Below are 22,200 nucleotides of genomic sequence, written 5' to 3' on the forward strand. Positions count from 1 at the left end.
CCTTATCAGGTACGACACCTATCGGTGTTTATACCCTAGCACGTTAACGGGTGCAAGTTCCCGGCACAACCTACTCCCTTATGAGGTTTCAATGTGCAGCTCAGAGACCATGTTCATCAGATTTCTCTTAACCCCCTTTCAGCGAACAGGGGCTCTCTGTGTAAGAATCGATCTAACTACTCTTTCTCTTCAACGCTATCGTATATTCCATTAATATCCTATTATACTCACTGTCATAAATAAAGCAATAACTAATTACTTGAATTGTCTAACAGAGAAATTATTTTCAACGTGTTATACTGTCCTTTTTGCAATTATCAAAAATAGCCCTGCTTATTTTAAGATTTAAGGTTACTTTAAGCTAGTTCGTTTAGACTGAACTAAAAAAGTATGAGGAGAGTGATATTGTTTTGGGTCAACAATCTATACAACAGAAGGAGCAGATCAATTACATTTATATTGTCCGTGCATTAGCGATTATAGCGGTTATTCTAGTACATGTCTCTTCCAATCCAGTCGGTGATCTTGGAGATAAATCCTCATTGATGTTTTCTGTCGCCAACTTTGCGAATATTTTTAATAAGTTTGGGACTTCTACATTTATTTTCTTAAGTGCTTTTGTATTATTCTATAGCTATTATGATCGACCTATTAGTCGCAAGCTAATGAGTAATTTCTATAAAAGAAGACTACTATATATCGTTATTCCGTATGCTATTTGCTCAACTGTTTATTATATGATTCAGATGTATTATTCCTATGGGGAATCTTGGACACAATTCGCTCAGTACGCTTCATTTACTAACTTTCTAAGCTTACTCTTCATGGGTAAAGCTTTCTATCACTTATATTTTGTATTTATTAGTATGCAATTCTATATTATATTCCCGCTATTACTTTGGATTTTCCAGCGTAAGCCCCAGATTACAAAGCATCTCATCTGGATCGGAATCGTATTGCAATTAGGGTTTATCCTCTATAATCAATTCAGTTTGCACTATGCAGACAAGGGGCAATTAGCCATTAGTTATATTGCTTATTATTTCCTGGGAGCGTACTTTGGTATTTACTATAACACCATCAAAGAATGGATCATTCTAACCAAAAAAACGTTACTTAGCCGTAAAGGAATTGTTCTAGCTTTGATTTGGATGATCTGGATTGTAGCAAGTTTAGCAGACGTATATTTATGGTATTCAACTAGATCGAATGGAATAGAATATAATGCTTTATCCTATGAGCTTGTATGGTTCATACAGACAATGACTGTACCGCTTGTACTACTTCAAGTATCAAGCTTCCTATACCGTAAGCTACATGTACGTTTGACAAATTTACTTATCCATCTAGGTATTGTCTCTTTTGGGGTCTATATCATTCATGCCGGTATTATTTTCTATTATTTCAAGCTTCCTTCAAGCAATAGTCCGATTAGCTATAGTCTATATGTAGCTGGCGGGTTTATCGTAACACTTCTAGTTTCATGGGGAATTGTTGGACTAGCTATGAAATATATGAAGCATGCATGGGTAATCTTTGGTTCGGCACCTAAGAAAAGCCCTTATATCGAAATCCAGCCTACTATTTCTTCCGGACAAAAGATTAAACAAATGTAAAATGACAGGATACAAGTCTAGTAAATTCGATATTAACTACAATGGTCGTCTAATCCGAATCAGTATCGGACTAGACGACCAATACATTTAAGGGGTAGTGTTCGATTACCAAATTTTATTATGGTATATTATCATCAGAAAACCAAAAGGAGAATGAATATGAACAAATGGTGGAAAACAATTGCAATTCTGCTTGGTACGACTATACTAACTCATTTGATACCGTTCTCATCTTTTTTTCGCAATGTAGATACCTTAATTCACGAATTCGGTCATGCATTAATAACCTTATTACTCTCAGGTAAAGTTCAATTCATCCACCTATTCTCGAATCATAGTGGAGTCACCTATTCATATGTAGCAGAGTCATGGCAGTACATCCCGATTTCATTAGCTGGTTATATGATTTCGGCAATATTCACAGTTATTCTTTTCTACCTCTATAACCGCAATATGCAGCAAACAGGCCTTATTCTATTAACGATTGTAACAGTCCTCTGCGTTATTTTCTTCGTTCGAAATACGTTCGGAGTTGCTTGGTGCATCGGGTTTATTGCTCTGAATGTGGGAGCCTATCTGTTACCTTGGAAGTGGGTACGGGATTTTTATTACTTACTAATTGCTTTTATCTGCTTAGTTGAATCGGTTATTAGCCCAATGTATCTCATATTCAAATCTATTACATCGCCATCCCAAGCAGGTGATGCAGCTAATTTAAGTCAAGCAACCTTTATTCCAGCTATTATATGGTCGCTCCTATTCACAGCCTTTGCAGTCTTGTGTGCAAGTAAATCAATAAGCCTCTTCTTGAATGCTAAACATGAACCAGTAAATCCTAGAAGAGTTGGTAATTAAGTGCATGCCTCCTCTTCTCTCACTTCATTTCGCCGTATCAGTGAATGTATCCTCCCTTGATTCCCCCATAAGTAATCATGTTATAATGTGCAGATGAATAAATCAGCCAATATGACACAGACATTTAATCAAACACCTATAGGAACATCAGGAAAGCCGATCCCGCACGCAGTCGTTTCTACGACGAAAACGAGTAAAGAACTCGTTACAACGAGTGACAAGGATGCAGCTTATTTCCGTCAATTAGAGAGGTACGGCATTGAACTAAATGAACCTCAAATACAAGCTGTTAGGCATCACAAAGGTCCTTTACTAACATTAGCTGGTGCAGGATCAGGTAAAACTTCAGTCTTAGTATGTAGGACAGGCTATCTTATATCTGTTCGAAATGTAGATCCTAATCAGATATTACTTGTCACTTTCTCCAGCAAAGCTGCTAGCGAGATGAGAGAGCGAATTGCTAGACTGCCTGGTATCGAGGAGCGAATTGCACCTAAAATTCAAGCTCGAACCTTTCATTCGCTTTTCTTGCAGTTCATCCGAAGACAAGGTATAGATCAAGAGATTTTGGGCGAAACACTTAAACAACATCTTATACTCAAGCTCATTATGCGAAATATGGGTTTACAAGACTCGTACCAACCTGAGAATCTACTTACTCTACTGTCATCGTATAAGATGAATTTAATAGCTGTTGAAGACTTACCCGAGCGAACAAGCGAAGACAAGGAGCTTAAACAAATATTTACTGCTTATGAGCAGTGGAAGACTGCCAACAGCAAGATCGACTTTGATGATGTACTACTACTTGCATACCGATTGCTCAAACAGGATCCATCCTTACTTCAATCGGTACAGAATCGATTTGAATATGTAATGAACGATGAATTCCAAGATACGAACTACCTCCAATATGAACTGATCCAAATGATCGTCAAACCACACAGTAATTTGATGGTAGTCGGTGATGACGACCAAACAATCTATTCATTTAATGGCGCTCGTAGTGAGTTTATATTAGATTTTGATAAAGTTTATCCGCAAGCTAGAACGATCACTCTCGATATTAACTACCGTTCCACAACGAGTATCGTAGGGCTTGGCAACGAAGTCATTCGTCACAATTTGAAACGGCGTCCCAAGACATTGCAAGCAACCAAACAAAGCATGAATACTCCACAATATATGCGACCAAGTAACGGGGACCACGAAGCAGAATGTATTTTGAAGCATATCCTAGATGAAGTTCAACAAGGGCTAAGGCAATATGGCGATTATGCTATTCTATATCGAACGACAAGCCACAATCGAGCTATTCTAGAGCAGCTTGTTTTGCAGGATATACCTTACATTGATTACGGTGATGGCAAAATGTTATATGAACACTGGTTAGTAAGGCCAGTCATTGATCATTTGCGATTATCCCTGAATCGCCGAGATTTCGAAGCCATGGAGAGTGTATTACCCGCCTTATATATTAACCGTGACAAAGGAATGGCGTATATTCGTCGCCAAGAAGCCAAACAAGCGAAAAAAGGTCCACTCATTCATCTGTTGTCCTATCCCGAGATGAAGGATTTCCAAATAGGTAAAATCAAGGATCGAATTGAGCTCATTCGAAGCTTAGTAGCTATGAAGCCTCTTGATGCGATCAAGCATATTCGTATAAGCTTCTACGATGCATTCATTGAGGCAAACGAACGGAGTCAACTAACAGAACATAAGGAAATGATGAAAGAAACGCTAGATGAATTAGAATCATCCGCTAAGAGATTTAATTCCATTCCTGATTTTCTTGTGTTTATTGATGATGTTACAGAGAAAAGTCACTCGAAGGTTCGAAACAGGCAAGATGAACAAGGAAATCGCATTGCCTTAATGACCATTCATAAATCCAAGGGATTAGAATTTCCGAGCGTGTTCCTGTTAGGTGCATCTGACGGTAGTTTACCTCATAGTTCTGCTATAGAAGCTGACCGGATGAGTCAGGTTAAAGGCAAACAGAAGGACACCCGTCGTAGCATTGCAGCGATTGAAGAGGAACGTCGTCTAGCCTATGTGGCGATTACCCGCGCTCAGGAAGAGCTAACGATCAGTTCACCCATGTATTACCGCGGAAGCAAAGTAGATATCTCAAGATTCATCTCTTCCGTGTTTAAAGAAGATAAACCTAGTAAGCCCACTGAGTCCGTATCAGCCTGGATCTGTACAAGCCCTACTTGCAACGCATGGGCAAGAATCAGCAGTAGTAAAGAAGCTCAATTGAAGTCCAAGGAATGCCCATTATGCAAAGCACAGATGAGCCAAGGAAATAAAATGATACCTAAGTAAGTTTGAAACCAATCTAAAAACGCAGCCATCCAAAAGATGACTGCGTTTTGTATTACAAAGCTTAAGCTTCATTATTAAAATACACCTTATAGTAATGCATTCTCTTCTCTTCGTCGTAACCTCTCTCCAAATATTCAAAGCTCTCATTCTTCACTTTGATTTCAATATCCGTATCGAGCTGAATATCATTCTTGAATTCACGCTTCACCTTTCTCAGCGCTGTGTGTGAGATTGGAAACTCTGACACGATGGGGAGTTCATTCATTTCCTCATAAGATTCCTTATAGGCTTTAAAAATCTGAATCTGCTCCGGCTGTTGAATGACTTTCTCTGTAAAATCATCCGCAACAAATTGTTCATTTCGAGCAAAATATTGAATCGTCTCATTAATAAACATCAGCTTTTCTTTCTTATCGGACTGCTCCGTTGATGGCGCGATTACATCGTCATAGAAGTTAGAGCACATCCGTACATACTGATCGGTTAAATAATTTTCATCTTCAAGCAACTTAACCTTCAGGAAATCATCTTTCCAATACGCTGCTTCTTCATTGCCTTTCTTGACCAAGTCCACAATATTTAGAGCATAGCCTGTATTCGCATTATAATTGAAAATCATACAGCCTTTATCCAGCTTCTTAATATTAATCCCCTGTTCCGATCGAACACTGAACTCCGTAGCCGACAGCTCATCGACTTGCAAGTATATATCTTTATTCTCCGACTTAAAAATTCCAATCGCATCTATACTGAAATTGTTATATACGATATCACTAAAATGAACAATATACAGCTCCCCACCTTTAATTTTGGGGTGACTTGATTGCTCATACAGATGCCTGAGTATATGAGCAGATTGTTCATGAAATGTATCGCTGTCTTTAAAAATCGTACTTGAATACGTATATATTTCATTTAAAGCAAGATCTGCTTCATGATGAAATTTATAGAACGTTTCAAATTTAAACGTCGAGAGAAAATACTTCAAGAGTACTTGATGAATATCATCATTATCTATTTCACATGAATCTTTAGAGACAATAATGCCTTCATCCCTCGCTTTACTCCCTACCTTATGAATAACCATATCTCGAATCCGAACACCCGATAAATCAATCATGAATGTATGCCTACTTTCTATATAATCAAGTCCCTCTATTTTACTTGAAAAGTAAGCAAGAAGAAACGGAGATTTATGGAGTTGTCTAGGCTGAGCGAATATGGCTGATATTCCTGTAAAACTCTAACTCCAGCCCCAGAAGAAACCATCTCTCTCCCAGGCTGCCTTTCCACCATGCATTTTCTTGAATAGCTTTTTGACATCCTTGCCGATCGATTGATTGCCATTCTCATTCACATAAAGAAATTGTTCACCAAAATGGTTGCGTATGTATTCCACTGCTTCACTTTGATAGAGAATACCTGCAGACTTCAATTGATTTAACATCCACTCAGCAACCTCATTTGCTGAAACCGTCATTCAAATCACTCCTGATGTGGTAATATATTTTTGTGACTACAGTTCATTTTACAACAAGAAAGGAATAGTTGAACATCCGATCAGCTAAATATTATATTAACCTTAATTAGCCAGTTAAATCAGAGTCTGAAGTCAGACAAGATTCACACCCTAACAAGCAAAAAACCGCCGAGTCCTAACCTATTTGGTTAGAACTCGGCGGTTCTCTTGATGTTATTAGACATAAAAAAACTGCCTTTAACTAAGTTAAAGGCAGTTTAGGCTAATTACAATTTAACAACGTTCTCAGCTTGAGGACCGCGGTTGCCTTGTACTACGTTGAACTCAACGCGTTGGCCTTCGTCCAAAGATTTGAAGCCTTCACCAGTGATTGCGGAGAAGTGTACGAATACATCGTTTCCACCTTCAACTTCGATAAAACCAAAACCTTTTTCTGCGTTAAACCATTTAACTGTACCTGTTTCCATTTGTAAAACCTCCAAAAATAAATTTAACATGGACTTTTTATTGTAAATCAATAAAACTCACACATTGGAAAAGCAATCATTGAACAAATGATAACCTTTCCAACACATAAGTTCAGGTTTCTTTGCTACATTTGATTTCATTATATCACGGCTAATATAGATATGCAAGCAATTAGGACTCGTTATTTAATATACAAATAATTCCTTTTCATTTCTTTACCCTATTTTATATTACTTTTAAGCTTATTTTAAGGCTAGTCCTCTAAAATTAACCTTATAACTAACTGGAACCTACTTCAATTTATTTCGTAAAAAACAGTATTGGGTACGACTTAATTTGTAATTACATTACATAAATATAATTTGAAATGAGGATCTACTTATGAGCCCGAAACAAATCTTAATGGCCAGCACAATAGCAATTGCTATCACCATCAGTTCTGTGATGTGGAACGACGAAACTAGTACAAGTTCTCTTATGAGCCCAATGGATAAATCAGATACGTATAACAAAAGTGAAGAAAGTAATTTATCTTTGTATCATACTTCAGCTAAAGAGGACCTAATTGAAGTTCTCGGAGTCACTTCAGATGAAGACATTTATGATGCCTTGTTTGAAGGCAAGTCATTAGCTGACATCGCAATCGATAACCAGATGGATATTAAGCAAGTCATCAACCTACAAACGGCTGAATTAACCGAACAGCTTGACTTGCGGCTTGCAAGTGGAAGCATCTCCCCCGAGGTATATGAAGCGCAGAAATCTGAGCTAACAGCAATTATTACCCATAGTGTGTACGGCAAGAACTATTCATAAGAAGTAACACATCCGTAATATCACAAAACCACCTCCACCTTCTCGTAAATTAACGAGTCAGTGGAGGTGGTTTTATTTAGGAGGGGATTATATATTGCTGATATTTTTCCATGTCACTATTCTTACATTCGAGCGTTAGCTTCGTACCTTCATTTTCATATTCAGTAGATGTGATATGAGCATTCTCATTCAAGTATGAAATCAAACTTCCTTGATCATATGGAATTAACATTTCACATTGCACATAATTTTGAAAAATTTGCTTGCGAATCAGTTCAACTAACTCCTCTACGCCAATTCTTTGTTTAGCGGACATATAGACTGACTCACCTTGAACAGACGGAATCTCAAGTTCCATTAAATCTGCCTTATTGTAGGCATAGATGGTAGGAATATTCTCGATACCGATTTCCTTAAGTGTATCCTGCGTAATTTGGATCAACTGTTTGTAGTTTGGATTCGAATAATCCACTACATGAATGAGTAGGTCAGCTTCTGCCACTTCCTCAAGGGTTGAACGAAATGCTTTAACCAGATGGTGAGGCAGCTTACTCACGAACCCAACGGTGTCTGTTAAGAGGAATGATTTATTATCCGATAAATCAATGCTTCTAACTGAAGTTTCGAGTGTTGCAAACAGCATATCCTTTTCAAAAACTTGTTTCGTTACAGACTGATTATAAATTTCCACCATTGCATTCATCACGGTAGACTTACCCGCGTTCGTATACCCTACCAAGGAAACAACTGCCGCCCCACTCTTGCGACGCTGTTTACGTTGTGTTTGGCGATGAGCAACTAAATGCTCCAATTCTTTACTGAGCACACTGATTTTCTCTTCAATTCTTCGGCGATCGAGTTCTAATTTGGTTTCACCCACACCTTTGTTTTTGGTGCCCACACCACCGCTTTGTCGACCTAAAGATTCACGTAGACCAATGAGTCGAGGCAGCATATATTGCAGCTGTGCGACTTCCACTTGGAGCTGTGCTTCTCTTGTTTTAGCTCTTTGGGCAAAGATATCCAGAATTAATATCGTACGATCGATCACTTTGCACTCTAAATCCGCTTCAAGGTTACGAATTTGGGATGGAGATAACTCATCGTTAAAAATAACGATATTCCCATCATTCTCCTCTAGCAGAGCGGCAACCTCTTGTATTTTACCAGTGCCAATATAATGGGAGCCGACCACCTTAGGCAGATTCTGCGTGATTCTTCCGACAACCTCGACATCACAGGCAGCGGTAAGATTCGCTAGCTCCTCCATCGAATACTCGAAATCATAATCATTCTGTTTATTGAGATTAACGCCGACTAATATCGCCTTTTGTTGTTGTTGTTCCATATATAAACCTCCATTTAATCAAACCATTTCCGATATTGTTAAAACAAGAAGAAACGGCTTCACCGTCATAAAAGACGGGGCGTTTCTTAAGGTGATACTTAGAATTTATAAGACGAAAGTAATAAATTCTATATCACACGAAAAAGCATGGATAACAATCCCTTAATCGGTTTTGTTCGTCCATGCCTAATTTATGCTATTCAAACGTACAATTGGAAACACAATAGATCGCGAGTATACTTACGAAGAAACGGTGACAAATCCCATTTGGGATAAACACCCTTCTTATCCGTAAATTACAGAAATCCCGCTGTCCGACACAAAAACAGAATTATCCGTAAGGCAGTACACTTTTCACTCATCGTGGATCATGACGTTTATTGCAATAAACAGGAATAACAAACAAAACCCATAAGAATAAAAACGGCTATGCAGTCCCAGGGACTATCACAAACATGTTTCTTATGGCATAAGAATCGTTTGTTCAAACCCTGATTATCTTAACCGTCCTGAAACCATGCATAGAGCGAAATTAATGTACATGTCGGAGCCTCCTCATCAAATATGCTTTTATTTTACTGTACCGTGTTGCTGATGTCAAAGATTTCTATAATCGGCTTCTCCGTCATTTAAGACTGAGCGTCTCTAGAATAGTGTCACCTTGTTTTGAAAGAAGCTGTCATTAATGACATAGGTCCAGGTTACGGCTTCTGTCTCCTTGACCACTTGATACAAAATAATGATTAATAAGCCAAATATAAATAAAATATCCAAAGATTGAATGGTATGATTTGAAATGCTGCTTAATACGTTTCCTTCAATGAGCAGACGAATCAAGACATAATGAAGCAGAGCTGCTGTATTCTCCATTAACAATAAGAAGCATACTGGAGTCCTTTTTCGATCTAAATAGAAATGATCTAATGAACGATACGGAATTAACATTAGACACCCTAACAAGATCATCAGGCTGTATCCTGCCTCCATGTTTGTACCCACCCTTAATCTATAATTGATTGATTCGATTGAGTCCATTTTATCAAAATTTAAATTATTGGTAAAACTTGACTTTTCTCTACCATCAGGATATATTTGTAAAAATAAATCTTCACACATAGCATACGATGGAAGCACCTCGTAAGAAAGGTAAACTGATACCTTTTTTGCAGGTGCTTTTTTGACGTTGTCTGCTTGTGCAAGAAGTAAAAATGGGAGGTTAACTTTGATATGAAAACAAGATTATTTTCTACCCTCTGTGCAATTGTTATGATCCTCATGATTGTACCCTCAGTATCAGCAGCATCGCTTGAAGTATCCAACACAACCAAGACTGCCCTCACGAACATGATTCAATCTGCTGACTCCACACTAGCGAGTAAAATCACGACTAACTTTGATGATCTCATGTCCATACAGAAGGACAACGAGAAATGGGATGACCTGATCAAAACGTTGAATAACAACAATGATGAGGATTTATCTGCCATCAAGAAGCAAATCAAGCTAATTAACGCAGATAAGCTGAGTAATCTGCAATCTCAATTAAATCAAGCAAAGGAAAAATTAAAGCCATTAAGCATTCTCAGCAAGTCACTAAATGACCAAATTGCTACAGCCAAAAAACTGAAAAACAAAAATCTAACCACTCTGCTTCAAATTCAATCAAACAGTGTTAAGATCGCAATCGAAGTAGCTAAAGTGGACATAAATAATAAGGATAAAACACTTAAAGCGGCTAAAGATGAAACAGCTCAGAAAGTCCAATCTATTCGTAATACGCTAGCAGGCATTGATCCAATTAAAGCCCAGATCAAAACAAAAAAGACCGCAATCAGCGATCTGAATAAGCAAGTTTCTGCGGAGTGGAGCAGCTTTCTTCAAACTGTGAAGAAAGGCACTCCCAAGACTACCTTGGAATCGTTAGCAAGTCTAGTATCTCTGTCTCGTAAGATTAATGATCACAAAAAAGCCATACATCAATATGAGAAACAAATTAATAGTCTGATTCTGAAAGCAAAATCGTAGATTCCTTAAAGTTATGCTGCCAGTCTAGGCTATTCTTTTACCGCTCCAGCGACAATGCCTTTGAAAATATATTTTTGGAATAGAAGGTAGATCAGAATGGTCGGCAGCATGACAAGAATAATCGCAGCGCTTAGATAATCCCAACTACCGAACTTGGAACTGCTAAAATACATGAGTGTTGTCGTCAAAGTACGAAGTGAACTTGATGGCATGTAGAGATAAGGAACATACATATCATTCATGACGTCTACTGCTTTAATGATCGCTAACGTTGCGGTTGCTGGAAGCAGCAGTGGAAAGATCATGCGTATGAAGACACCAAAATATGTACTGCCATCGATCAGTGCACTTTCGTCAAGCTCTTTCGGGATGTTGCGTATAAACTGGGTATAGATGTAGAGCTGCACCAAATTTGTCGCTGCATAGATAACGATTGGCGCCCAAATTGTGTTGTACAAGCCAATATTTTTAATAATCGTAAAGCGTGCAATCTCCGTAATCATCCCTGGCATGATCATCCCAGCAACGAACAACGCCAGAATGATTTTTTTTGAGCGAAATTCAAATCGATTGATTGCATAGGCAGTCATCGTCCCTAGCAGAGCATTAATGATAACACTGAAGCTAACGAGAAGCAGTGAGTTGCCAAAGCCTTTCAAAAACTTCCCCTTTTCAATGACGACTTTATAATTGTCCAAATTCCAACTTTCCGGCAACTTCAATGCGAATTCCATCCCGATCTGTGTCGAGGTCTTGAAGGAGGCGAAGAAAGTGATCAAGAGCGGAATAAAGATAATAACGCAAATGAAAACAAGTGTGGTGTAGATGACAGATTTTTTTAGAAAATTTGGGATAACAATATTCATTCTTCATCCACTCCCTTTAACCCGAACAATTTGTTCTGCACCCAGTTCAAGACAATAACCAGAATCAACATCGTTACTCCCATTGCAGATGCCATGCCAAAGCTGTTGAACTTGAACGCGGTATCAAGTGTATATAGGGTAAAGGTGCTGCTCGCGTAACCTGGTCCCCCTTGTGTCATAATGTAAGGGATATCGAACACCTGCAATGCACCAACAATATTCAAGAATAGAATGACTTCCAATACCTTCTTGACGCCTGGCACAATAATGTACCAGAAGTTCTGTACACTACTCGCTCCATCAATCTTGGCTGCTTCGAACTGTTCTTGCGAGATCGATTGTAAACCTGCAAGGAATAGAATGATATGGAAACCAGAGAATCGCCAGACAGAAACGAAAACTAAGCTTAAATTCACAATGTGCTCATTTGTAAGCCAGCCTTGGATCAAAGACTCCAATCCCAAGAACTCGAGAATACCATTTAGTCCGCCATTGATCGGGCTATAGAAGAAGGCGAACATGTACGATATGGCCACACCGTTAATAATATACGGCATGAAAATAACCGATTTAAAAAATTTACTTGCTCGAATTTTGCTATCCAGTAGTACGGCAATAACCAGTTCTAACGGAATTAAGATCAAGTGTGTGATAAAATAGATGCCATTGTTCCGTAATGAAAGCCATACTTCCGGAGAACCAAACAGCATTTTGGCATAGTTACTAAACCCTGTGTAGATCTGCTCTGGGCTGACTCCGTTCCATTCAGTAAAGCTTAACCGGATAAGCTCAAAAAGCGGGTAGACGACAAACATCAGGAGCAATATGATAGGTACAAACAAAAAGCTGAATAACAGTACGTTCTTTTGTCTGGAAATGGAATTCATTTGCAACCACCCTCCTATACCTTCTTATAAGAAAGGTGGCTGATTACTTGTTCAGCCACCCTACTCTTTCTTCTACTTTTGGTACAATCTTGAGCTTATTTTACCTTTGAACGAGCATCCTTCCAGCTCGCATTCATATCATTCATCATCTTCTTAAAGTCCTTGCCCGCCATCATGTCCTGGCCCATCTTCTTCACATCAAACTTCACAGCAGCTTCGATCTTCTTATACTGCTCATTGCCGCCTTTGTACAAGACATAGTTCAAGTTTGGAATATCAAAGGCTCCTTTGAATACATCACCCAAATCCACCTTAATGTCCTTCATCGTGGATTGAACTTGCGACTCTTGCAAATATTTTGGATACCATGCATCGCTAAAGAACCAGTTCAAGAAGTGTTTGGCTTCTTCTGCATGCTTTGTAGTCTTCGGAATCGTCAAGAACATATCGACCATTGAGATGGTGTTGAACGGCTGATCTACAGAATCACGTACAGGAAGCAAAAATGCACCTAAATCGTTCATATCATCTTTCAGCAACTGCTTTGCATCCGTATTAAACCATTGACCCAAGGCGATCATAGCTGCCTGCTTGGAGCCGAACAGCAGCTTGGATTGATCGAAGCTGACTCCTAGCGGGTCAGGTCCCATCACTTTTGCATCATATAGCTGTTGAATCTTCTTGTAAGCCTCGTAGAATGGTTTGCCCTCAGAGAACGGATCATCCATACCTGCCATCGTGCTCCACATATCTCCGTCTTTAGCAACTAACGAAGGCATAAATTCATTGAATGGATAGTTCGGCCATGCATCTTTACCGCCCATCGCAATCGGGATATACTTGCCGCCTGCTTTGATTTTTTCCGCAGCAGCGATGAATTCACCCCAAGTCTTTGGAATCTGGATGCCGTATTCTTGGAAGACACTCTTCCGGTACCAGACGAATTCGTTAAACTGGCTCTCAGGCACTCCTAGAATATGGCCATCTACCTTGAATTCGGAAGCGAACATATTGTTCTTTGCAGCATCCAGATCATCAAGCGGCGTAATGTTGTCCTTGAAGTTCATTAGCCATACCGACTTCAAAGGCATAATATCCGGAAGCTCGTTCGCTGCATTACGAATTTTCATCGTGTTCTCATATTCCGTGTCTTTCAACAGTTCGAATTCAATCGTGACATTCGGCTTCACTTTTTTGTATGCGTTTACAAGATCAAGTCTGGTAAATAAATCCTCTGTAATTGTCGACCAAATTGGGAATTTAAGCGTAACCGGTTCTTCACTTGGTGCCTTTGAAGCTTCTGGAGTAGGAGCAGGCGTCGAAGTTTGCCCTTGTTTTTGACCCTCTTGTGTAGAATTGTTGGAATTTCCGCATGCAGACATCATTGTCAGCAGCATAATCATCGCTAGCATAATGCTTATCATTTTATAGCGAGACCTTGACATGTGAATTCCTCCTTTATCTATTAGGACTGTATTGTCCTTTGCATTCATCATACCGAACGAAAGTTTTGGCAGGAATGATGTTTTATTCGATATTTTGATTTTATTTACGATTCACAGCAAGAGGAAACGGCTACGCCGTCCTTTAGGGACGGGAGCGTTTCCTAAGGTTAATCAGAGGAAGTATAGTGAAAACTTATACTTTCTGATTAACTTAACGCTTCATATATTGATTTGGGCTGACACCATAGGTCTTCTTAAAAGTTCGGCTGAAATGTTCCGCGCTCGTATAGCCCGTCTTCTCTACGATCTCATAAATTTTCAAATTGGACTGATTGATCAGCTTTATCGCCTGCTCCATCCGCACCCGAGTCAAAAATTCCTTGAATGTCTCTCCAGTATGTTTGGAGAAGAGAAAGCTAAAATGACTTTCGGATAGCTGTACCACTTCAGATATCCGACGAAGTGTAATGTCCTCATGGTAGTGCTGGCGGATATAAGACTGCGCATCCATTACCGATCGATTGGTGGATTGACTCTTGGCATTCAGATGTGAAATAAGACGCTGTACGATTGTGCTGATCCATTTGTTTAAGGAGGTTAACGACTCTACTGTCTGCAATTTGGGATAGCTGTCCGCCTCATCGCCAAGAATCTCGATTGGATCCAGCTGCTGATCCCTTATCTCATTCATCAGGATCATATACAATTCCATGTAACGGATCTTTAAGTGTTCAATCCCTTGACCTGACGCATATTTAATAGTCGAAAAAAGTTCATGAAGTGCAAGCTCAGCAGCAGCAGCATCCCCATTATGTACAGCATGAAGCAGGTGACCTTCCTTACCAATCAGGCTCTTCCCATCCTTCTCTAAGAGCTGCTTGGCAAACTCGGGATAGATGAGCTTCTCCTGATCCCAGATAAAAGCGAGATCCACATGATGCCTTGCTTGTCGATTTAGAAATGGAAGGTCCTCTATTCGTTCTCGAACTTCACTGATTCCCATTCTGACTTTAAGATTCAAGTATTCCTTCAGATAAAAGAGAATATGCTCCAGCATTTTGGTATGCTTCTGTCTGGCGTGGAGATAGCTGCCTTCCTGGTTAAAGAGCAAAATCGCATATTCATGAGGGGTTAAACTAATCACTTCTCCCTCTCCTTCTTCATTCAATACCTGATGAATGGCTTGCAGGACAGATTGCGTGAAAGAACCTAAAGAATGATTATTCCGCTGCTTAATAAGATCAAACTCCTCGATTCGAACAAGCGCAACACTAAGAAGACGAGGAATAGCTCTTAGTTCAAGCTCATCGATACGCGCAGTATCCATTGAGATGCTGCGACCATACTCCAACCATTCATGCAGCACCTGCTGCTTTAGAAGTGCAAGCTCCGCTTGACGTTTCGACAAGGCTTGGCGCTCATGCTGTCGATCCGCCAATAATTTGGCTCGTATACGGTTCATCGTTTGCAGAACAGGTTCTTCATCCAGTTCGGACTTCAAAATATAGTCCTCTACTCGAAACTTCATCGCTTCTCTCGCCATTGCAAAATCATCATACGTACTTAGAATGACAATATGCGGCTGCGGATTTGGCAACTGCTTGATCTCTGCAATAAGCTGAAATCCATCCATCACGGGCATCTTGATATCTGTAATGACAATATCAACGATGGTATGCTCATGAAGATAATCAAGCGCCTGCCTCCCATTACTTGCTTCATAGACAATCCGATATCCATGCTGCTCCCAATTGATTAGCGTCTGCAGCGCCAGCCTCATGATCGATTCATCTTCTACAATCATTACATTAATCAACTTCACTCACCTCTTTAATTTGGGAAGCCACAGCATCACCTTCGTATAGCCTCCAACTTCACTTTCAATAGAGATTCCATAAGGCTCACCATAATTCAACGCGATACGCTTCATTACATTTGCAATCCCCATACCGCTGAATCTTGTATTGTATTCCTGACCCCCGTTATGGTCTAACAAGGTATGTATCTGCTCCTCAGTCATCCCTATGCCGTTATCGGTTATAACAAAACGGATACCATCCTCAAGTAGAGTTCCCTTCACTTCGATCATTCCGTTTCCTTCCTGATTCAAACCATGAAAAATCGAATTTTCCAAAATCGGCTGCAGCAGCATCTTCAACATACGATACTCATATAGCGCTTCATCGATATCGAATTTAACCTCAAAGGTACCGCCATACCGAACCTTCATAATATAAACATAATCCTCAAGTACTTGAATCTCTTGCTTGATTACTGCAAGCTCTCCTGGCGCCCGGAATACATGAGATAACATGCGGGACAAACTTTCAATGACCTTGCGAATATTATCACTCTTCGCGATCATCGCCATAATCCGAATAGAGCTTAAGGTGTTTGCTAGAAAGTGCGGATTAATCTGAGATTGAAGGGCATCAAGCTCTGCCTGACTTCTTGCACGTTCCTTCGCATCTCTCTCCTTAATCAAATAGTTGATTTCATAGACCATACGATTAAAAGAATGACCAAGCCTCTTTAGCTCCCCAATTCCTCTTGGCTCGATACTGACTTCCAATTTTCCCTGCTCCACCTGCTTCATGGCCATAATCAGACGAGAGACGGGTCCTAGTATTCCCGTAAAGAGCCAGCGTAAAAATAATATAAATAAGAGGAAAATTCCGAATGATACAACCAACGTAATCAAAAGGAAACGATCCGCATCCTTCGTAATTTGCTTCTCATCAAGGATATTGACGATGAACCAGTCTGTTTTCTCCAGGGGATACATCTTCACAATTTTCTTCTGACCATCAAGTTCGACCGAGAAATACGGCTTGTTCAACTGCTGCCTAGCGACATCCTGTATGACCGCCAGTTGACTCATTTTTGAAGCAGATTCGATATCATCTTTGAAAATCAGCTGTCCATTTTGATCCACAATGAAACGTTCTAACTTTTCTTTCGATTGGAATATTTCAAATAAATTCGTATGCATCATTAGATAAATCATTTCAACATCGTTATTCAGGGACGGCTTCGGGCTAAGCAAGATGGTGAACATATCCTTCTGATTCAAAGTAACACCACGCAGCGTATTCGCTACAACAGCATTGCCTTGATGATTTAATAGTGCATCTTGATACCATTTCGATGAACGGACATCCGCTTCAGGGACAACGGAAGAATTTTTATAGTAATAATGTCCGCCATCCTTCATATAGAAAATAACTGACTCAATTTCGTTGCTGTAGTTAAAAAGATAGTTGAGAGAGGAATCAATATTTCGAGCAAGATCCACCTTATTATCTGCGCTGTCGGTCTGATGCCACTTCGTCACAGTTTCTGTAATCATTTGTCCGTTGGCATTGTTGATTTGTCCGTTGGCATTGTTGATCGTAGAAATCATCATCATGGCCCGCTTCAGCTCTCGGTTCACACTGCTGGACAGCTGGTTTAAGGGTTCAACCGCCTGAGTGATCGAGCTATTAATTAATGAAGTAGAGTAGATCTGGTAGAATAGTATGACAAATAGAAGAAAAGGAATCATTATTAATAGTGTAAAGGCTTTCATAAATGTATAGTAAATGCTTCTATTTTTTATCATAGCTCGCGCCTCTCCAGTTAACCTATCAAATAATAACTTAATATTAAAGTAATTCATGGATAGCTGTCTATAACGAAGCTCGCTTTATTAGAAACGTAGAAGCACCCTTCAGTCATTACTTGACTTAAAGGGTGCCTCAGCCTCATTATTATTCGCTGACATTCACTTTCATTCGAGCTTTATAAAGATCTTTCTTCTGATCCCGCTCCTCACGTTTATCCTTGAGGGTTCGATGTCCCTCTGAAGTCTCGTAATCATGACGCTTATGAATTCGCTTCAAGCCTTCTGGAACAAGATTAAACTGTTCATCCTTAAGGAGAGCTGCGATTCCTACAGACTCCGGCTGTTTCAGAACTCCATACACCTCGTTAAAATACTCATCTGCACGACCAGGCACATAATTCTTAGGCTCAGGATAAGTAGTGATAACGCCTTCAAAATTACGCAGCACCACTTTGTCTGGACTTTGCGAAATAAGATAATTCGGTGAAAGAGCAATCTTACCTCCGCCGCCAGGTGCATCTACGACAAAGGTTGGAACCGCATATCCTGATGTATGCCCACGAAGACTCTCTATGATTTCAAGTCCCTTCGATACAGGAGCGCGAAAATGACCGATACCCTCTGATAAATCACATTGATAAATATAATAAGGACGTACGCGAATTTTTACTAGATCATGCATAAGCTTCTTCATAATATGCGTGCTGTCATTAATACCAGCAAGAATGACACTTTGATTGCCTAACGGAACACCTGCCATCGACAGCATATCGCATGCTTTGGCTGCTTCCTCTGTAATTTCTAAGGAATGATTGAAATGTGTATTCAGCCAGATCGGATGATATTTTTTCAAAATGTTACACAAATTCTCTGTGATCCGCTGTGGGAACACAACAGGCGCTCTAGTGCCAATCCGAATAATTTCTACATGTGGAATCGCTCTTAAATTGCTAAGAATATACTCTAATGTCACATCATTGATGAGCAAGCCATCACCACCAGAAAGCAGTACATCTCGAACCTCTGGTGTTCTCCGAATATAATCAATTGCATCATCTAGCTGCTTCTTGGGTACGCTCATGCCAACCTGGCCTGAAAAACGACGACGTGTACAATAACGGCAATACATCGAACATTGGTTCGTAACCAGGAACAATACCCGATCTGGATAACGATGCGTCAATCCAGGTGTAGGTGAATCCTCATCCTCCTGCAGCGGGTCTTCCATATCATATCTGGTCTTCAGAATTTCTGCCGATAAAGGTACAGATTGCATTCGAATTGGACACCTTGGATCATCCGGATTCATCAGTGAGGCATAATACGGTGTAATGTTAAGAGGAATCGTTTGTGTTGATATACGGACTCCCTCTTCTTCATCTGGTGTAAGATTAACGACCTGCTTCAGTTCCTCTAGCGAACGAATCGTATTAGACAATTGCCACAACCAGTCATTCCATTTTTCTTCCGGTATGTCCTTCCATAATTCAATTTCTGTATAATGGCGACGCCCGCCAAGGCGCATTTCCTTCTTCAAGCCCTCTTCAGATATAGCCATAGTCATTACCCCTTATCAAAAATATTTTGCAGCTATACCCTTGATATTGAGCAAATTCCGTGCCAATTTATAAATCTTCATTAATCGTTTATTAATAATGTTTTTTAAGCAAAAAGAGAGGATTCCCCTCTCATAAATGCCAAAAATCTGGCAGTATGCCATTTTTTTGCTGCAAAATTTTTGTCATATTTAATCAATTTCGTAATACCTTTAGCTGCTTCAATCGAGGCTATATATAGATCAAAACGGTTTAGTGATGCCATGCTTATTCAATTTATATTGTAACGCTTGTCTTTTAAGGCCGAGTGCTTGAGCAGTTTGACTAATATTCCCTCCATATTGCTCGAAAACAGTCAAGATAACATCCCGTTCAAATTGATCCAGCATGCTTGGCAGCCCTATATCGCAAATAGGTGGTATAGCTGGCTTAAGCCGAGTCAAAGGTGCAGCTGCTTCAGGCTGTAATTCGAACAAAAAATCGGGAAGATGATGCTCCTCTAGCAGATCATAGCCCAGATCTATAATGTTGAATGCCGATTCAATTGCATGCCCGAGCTCTCGAATGCTCCCTGGCCAATTAAATTGCATTATACGTTGCAGAGCTGCATCACTGATACCTCGAACATGGGTGCCAAACAGCTCATTGCATTGCTGAATAAAATGATTTACAAGCAGAGGGATGTCCTCTTTTCTTTCTGCAAGTGCAGGCAATTCAATGTGTACCACATTCAGCCTAAAGAATAAATCAGAGCGAAGAATGCCCTTCTCCAATGCTTCTTGCGGAGGTATGTTCATTGCAGCAATAATTCGTACATCAGCCTTCTGTTCTGTCATTCCACCGATTCGTCTTATTTTGCCATCTTGCAGTACACGGAGCAGCTTAGCTTGTAAAGAAAGATCAAGATTATTTAACTCGTCAAAGAACAACGTTCCCCCATTCGCCTGTTCGAAAATCCCCTGTCGATCAATAGATCCCGTAAATGCCCCTCTGTTCGTACCAAACAATAAGGCTTCCATGAGTTCCTTGGGAACAGCAGCGCAGTTCTGGGCAATGAATGGCCCATTCCGTCTGCTGCTTGCATTATGAATACTTTGCGCCACGAGTTCCTTACCGGTACCTGTTGACCCATATATCAAGACTGGGGATGGCGTTCGTGCAGCCTTTTTTGCAATGGAAATGGCTTTCTGAAAAGATTTATTCTGACCAATCATGTCGCTAAAATGATAATCCGCTGTCCCAACGGACGATTTGTTACGCTGCTTAGAAACAGCTAGCTGCTTGCTCAAATCCAGAATTTGATCATACATGCTCATGACGTTCGATATGTCTTTCGCTATTTCTACAGCCCCAACCATTTCCCCACCCTCGTAGAGAGGATAAGTACTATTTATGGAAGTGATATGCTTACCTTGCATATTCACATAGGTTTGGAGTTTATCTGCAATTTTCGCTCCTGTTTGTAGAACAAGATGCAGGGTACTCGTCTCGTCGGTTAAAGAAGGGAATAGCTCAAATACGTTAAGTCCGAGCACCTTCTCTCTGCTTAAGCCATCTATATTCGCCATCGTTTCATTGTAATATACCGTTACACCTTGACGATCGACCATGTGAACACCTACATCGATCATGCTTAGTATCCATTCAAACTGAGATGCCCAATCCTTCAAATATGTGTTCACCTCCGCTTAAAATTAATGTAAACACTTACAATTGATTATAAACCAAATAATGTATGTCGTTCTATCATAACTTTCTTGATCGAGTCGATTTTTACATTGTGAAAAAAATTACATACTGTTTATTTAAATTAAGATAAATTGTGTTATGGCAAATAATTTATATTTTTTTAAAGTTTTTAATCATTATGTGCACAAAATGTATTAGCAAAAGGGGATCAAGAAGAATGAAGTCAACTAAGAGTAAGATTATGAGTACTGTTATCGCTGCTGCACTTTTATTATCCGTTGTAGGCTGCTCAAGTACGGACAAAGCTGCTCAGCCTGAACAAACACCAGTTCAAACAAGTACCCCAGCACCTTCTGATGCGAATGCAGCTGCTTCAGAGAATGTTGCAGCAACCGCTGTTACCAAGTTAAATTGGAGTGCTCAGCCTCCGCTAGAATTGATCAAAGGCGATTATTACAAAATAGAAGAACGCTTCAGACAAGGTCATCTTGGCACATTAGAAGTTGTTAAGAACGGTGATAAACTGGTTCATATTGAATTTAACGAAATGACTCGTCCTAACTACTACAACCGTTACTATCAGAACGTATCCAAGCGTTTGTCAGCTTATAATTTCAGTATGGGTGCAGCAAAAGGAGCGGCATGGATTCAAGGCGTACAGCTGGTTGAGAAGCAAATGCTCGAAAGACAGCAAATCACAGGTGAATTTGACGCCGTTTCTGGTGCTTCGAACAGTACCGAGCAATCCATGATTCCACTTGCTGAGAAATTAGCTCCATCACTTGAAAAGCCTACTAACGATAAATATTATGGGATTGCAGAAAAGCTTGATGGCGGATTGACAGCACGTCTGCAAATTGTCATCAGCGACAAGAAAATCGCATCTGTTCGCTATGATGAAATTTTCGCTGATTCTCCAGATGAAATCAAAGATCCTAAACTTAAGCGTTTCTATAGACAGTCCAAGTATGAAAGTGTTGATTATGATGAGCCTTCACGAATCGGCTTTAATGTCCAGATGGACTCTCTGAACGAAAAAGTTGTTAAAACACAAAACCTGCTTGATTTAACCGGCTTACCGGCTATTGAAGATTCAGGCGACTATGGCAAAAGCGGGTATACAACTCGCAATACGGCATGGGATAACTATCTGCGCCTTGCTGAAAAGCTTCAGAACGAAATGAAAGCAGATAGAATTATATAATAGCTAAAGC

Annotated in this window: 18 protein-coding genes and 1 other annotated feature (1 of these 19 cut by a window edge); of the genes, 6 read left to right on the top strand and 12 right to left on the bottom strand. The window is 39.8% G+C overall.

Going from position 1 to position 22,200, the window contains the following annotated elements; translation table 11 throughout:
* Positions 1 to 202: a binding site (T-box leader), on the bottom strand; it reaches 64 nt to the left of the window's first position.
* 208 nt (positions 203 to 410) lie between these two features.
* The 3 genes from AC1DOK_RS19280 (at position 411) to AC1DOK_RS19290 (ending at position 4,802) form a co-directional block, all read left to right on the top strand.
* Positions 411 to 1,616, top strand: a complete 1,206-nt coding sequence (locus AC1DOK_RS19280; protein ID WP_477555948.1) for an acyltransferase — start codon at positions 411 to 413, stop codon at positions 1,614 to 1,616.
* Positions 1,617 to 1,775: 159 nt separating this feature from the next.
* The gene (locus AC1DOK_RS19285) at positions 1,776 to 2,471 is read left to right on the top strand and encodes a M50 family metallopeptidase (protein ID WP_477555949.1); all 696 of its coding nucleotides are present in this window, start codon (positions 1,776 to 1,778) and stop codon (positions 2,469 to 2,471) included.
* A gap of 111 nt (positions 2,472 to 2,582) precedes the next feature.
* Positions 2,583 to 4,802 (top strand): UvrD-helicase domain-containing protein, encoded by a 2,220-nt coding sequence (locus tag AC1DOK_RS19290; protein WP_477555950.1) that lies wholly within the window; start codon positions 2,583 to 2,585, stop codon positions 4,800 to 4,802.
* A gap of 61 nt (positions 4,803 to 4,863) precedes the next feature.
* Here the strand turns inward: AC1DOK_RS19290 and AC1DOK_RS19295 are convergent, their stop codons facing one another.
* The 3 genes from AC1DOK_RS19295 to AC1DOK_RS19305 all read right to left on the bottom strand — a co-directional run bounded on the left by AC1DOK_RS19295 (position 4,864) and on the right by AC1DOK_RS19305 (position 6,749).
* Positions 4,864 to 5,922 (bottom strand): nucleoid-associated protein, encoded by a 1,059-nt coding sequence (locus tag AC1DOK_RS19295; protein ID WP_477555951.1) that lies wholly within the window; start codon positions 5,920 to 5,922, stop codon positions 4,864 to 4,866.
* 123 nt (positions 5,923 to 6,045) lie between these two features.
* On the bottom strand, positions 6,046 to 6,282 hold the full coding sequence (locus tag AC1DOK_RS19300) for a DUF6953 family protein (protein ID WP_477555952.1): 237 nt from the start codon (positions 6,280 to 6,282) through the stop codon (positions 6,046 to 6,048).
* Between the two features lie 266 nt (positions 6,283 to 6,548).
* Positions 6,549 to 6,749 carry a cold-shock protein gene (locus tag AC1DOK_RS19305; protein WP_477555953.1) on the bottom strand — a complete coding sequence of 67 codons (201 nt, stop codon included), beginning with the start codon at positions 6,747 to 6,749 and terminating at the stop codon, positions 6,549 to 6,551.
* A 382-nt stretch (positions 6,750 to 7,131) separates the two neighbouring features.
* Here AC1DOK_RS19305 and AC1DOK_RS19310 point away from each other — a divergent pair, with 382 nt between their 5' ends.
* Positions 7,132 to 7,566 (top strand): hypothetical protein, encoded by a 435-nt coding sequence (locus AC1DOK_RS19310; RefSeq protein ID WP_477555954.1) that lies wholly within the window; start codon positions 7,132 to 7,134, stop codon positions 7,564 to 7,566.
* Positions 7,567 to 7,642: 76 nt separating this feature from the next.
* Here the strand turns inward: AC1DOK_RS19310 and hflX are convergent, their stop codons facing one another.
* Positions 7,643 to 8,914 carry a GTPase HflX gene (gene hflX / locus AC1DOK_RS19315; protein WP_477555955.1) on the bottom strand — a complete coding sequence of 424 codons (1,272 nt, stop codon included), beginning with the start codon at positions 8,912 to 8,914 and terminating at the stop codon, positions 7,643 to 7,645.
* A 645-nt stretch (positions 8,915 to 9,559) separates the two neighbouring features.
* On the bottom strand, positions 9,560 to 9,901 hold the full coding sequence (locus AC1DOK_RS19320; protein WP_477555956.1) for a hypothetical protein: 342 nt from the start codon (positions 9,899 to 9,901) through the stop codon (positions 9,560 to 9,562).
* A gap of 240 nt (positions 9,902 to 10,141) precedes the next feature.
* Here AC1DOK_RS19320 and AC1DOK_RS19325 point away from each other — a divergent pair, with 240 nt between their 5' ends.
* The gene (locus AC1DOK_RS19325) at positions 10,142 to 10,939 is read left to right on the top strand and encodes a hypothetical protein (RefSeq protein WP_477555957.1); all 798 of its coding nucleotides are present in this window, start codon (positions 10,142 to 10,144) and stop codon (positions 10,937 to 10,939) included.
* Between the two features lie 29 nt (positions 10,940 to 10,968).
* Here the strand turns inward: AC1DOK_RS19325 and AC1DOK_RS19330 are convergent, their stop codons facing one another.
* The 7 genes from AC1DOK_RS19330 to AC1DOK_RS19360 all read right to left on the bottom strand — a co-directional run bounded on the left by AC1DOK_RS19330 (position 10,969) and on the right by AC1DOK_RS19360 (position 20,967).
* Complete coding sequence (locus AC1DOK_RS19330; protein WP_477555958.1) at positions 10,969 to 11,805, bottom strand: carbohydrate ABC transporter permease; 837 nt, start codon at positions 11,803 to 11,805, stop codon at positions 10,969 to 10,971.
* Entirely contained in the window at positions 11,802 to 12,692 is an 891-nt protein-coding gene (locus AC1DOK_RS19335; protein WP_477555959.1) for a carbohydrate ABC transporter permease, read from the bottom strand. The genes AC1DOK_RS19330 and AC1DOK_RS19335 overlap by 4 nt, the downstream gene beginning before the upstream one ends.
* 95 nt (positions 12,693 to 12,787) lie before the next feature.
* Positions 12,788 to 14,137, bottom strand: coding sequence for an ABC transporter substrate-binding protein (locus tag AC1DOK_RS19340; protein ID WP_477555960.1), 1,350 nt, complete (start codon positions 14,135 to 14,137; stop codon positions 12,788 to 12,790).
* 211 nt (positions 14,138 to 14,348) lie between these two features.
* Complete coding sequence (locus AC1DOK_RS19345; protein WP_477555961.1) at positions 14,349 to 15,953, bottom strand: response regulator; 1,605 nt, start codon at positions 15,951 to 15,953, stop codon at positions 14,349 to 14,351.
* 6 nt (positions 15,954 to 15,959) lie between these two features.
* A complete protein-coding gene (locus AC1DOK_RS19350) occupies positions 15,960 to 17,738 on the bottom strand; it encodes a sensor histidine kinase (RefSeq protein WP_477555962.1) in 1,779 nt (592 codons plus the stop codon).
* Positions 17,739 to 17,886: 148 nt separating this feature from the next.
* Positions 17,887 to 19,266: a lysine 2,3-aminomutase gene (gene kamA / locus AC1DOK_RS19355; RefSeq protein WP_477556017.1), complete on the bottom strand. Its 1,380-nt coding sequence runs from the start codon at positions 19,264 to 19,266 to the stop codon at positions 17,887 to 17,889.
* 273 nt (positions 19,267 to 19,539) lie between these two features.
* A complete protein-coding gene (locus tag AC1DOK_RS19360) occupies positions 19,540 to 20,967 on the bottom strand; it encodes a sigma-54 interaction domain-containing protein (protein WP_477555963.1) in 1,428 nt (475 codons plus the stop codon).
* 236 nt (positions 20,968 to 21,203) lie between these two features.
* On the opposite strand from AC1DOK_RS19360, the gene AC1DOK_RS19365 reads away from it, so the two are divergent.
* On the top strand, positions 21,204 to 22,190 hold the full coding sequence (locus AC1DOK_RS19365; RefSeq protein WP_477555964.1) for a hypothetical protein: 987 nt from the start codon (positions 21,204 to 21,206) through the stop codon (positions 22,188 to 22,190).
* Positions 22,191 to 22,200: the final 10 nt, after the last annotated feature.

This window comes from Paenibacillus sp. P5_B5, assembly GCF_056400365.1.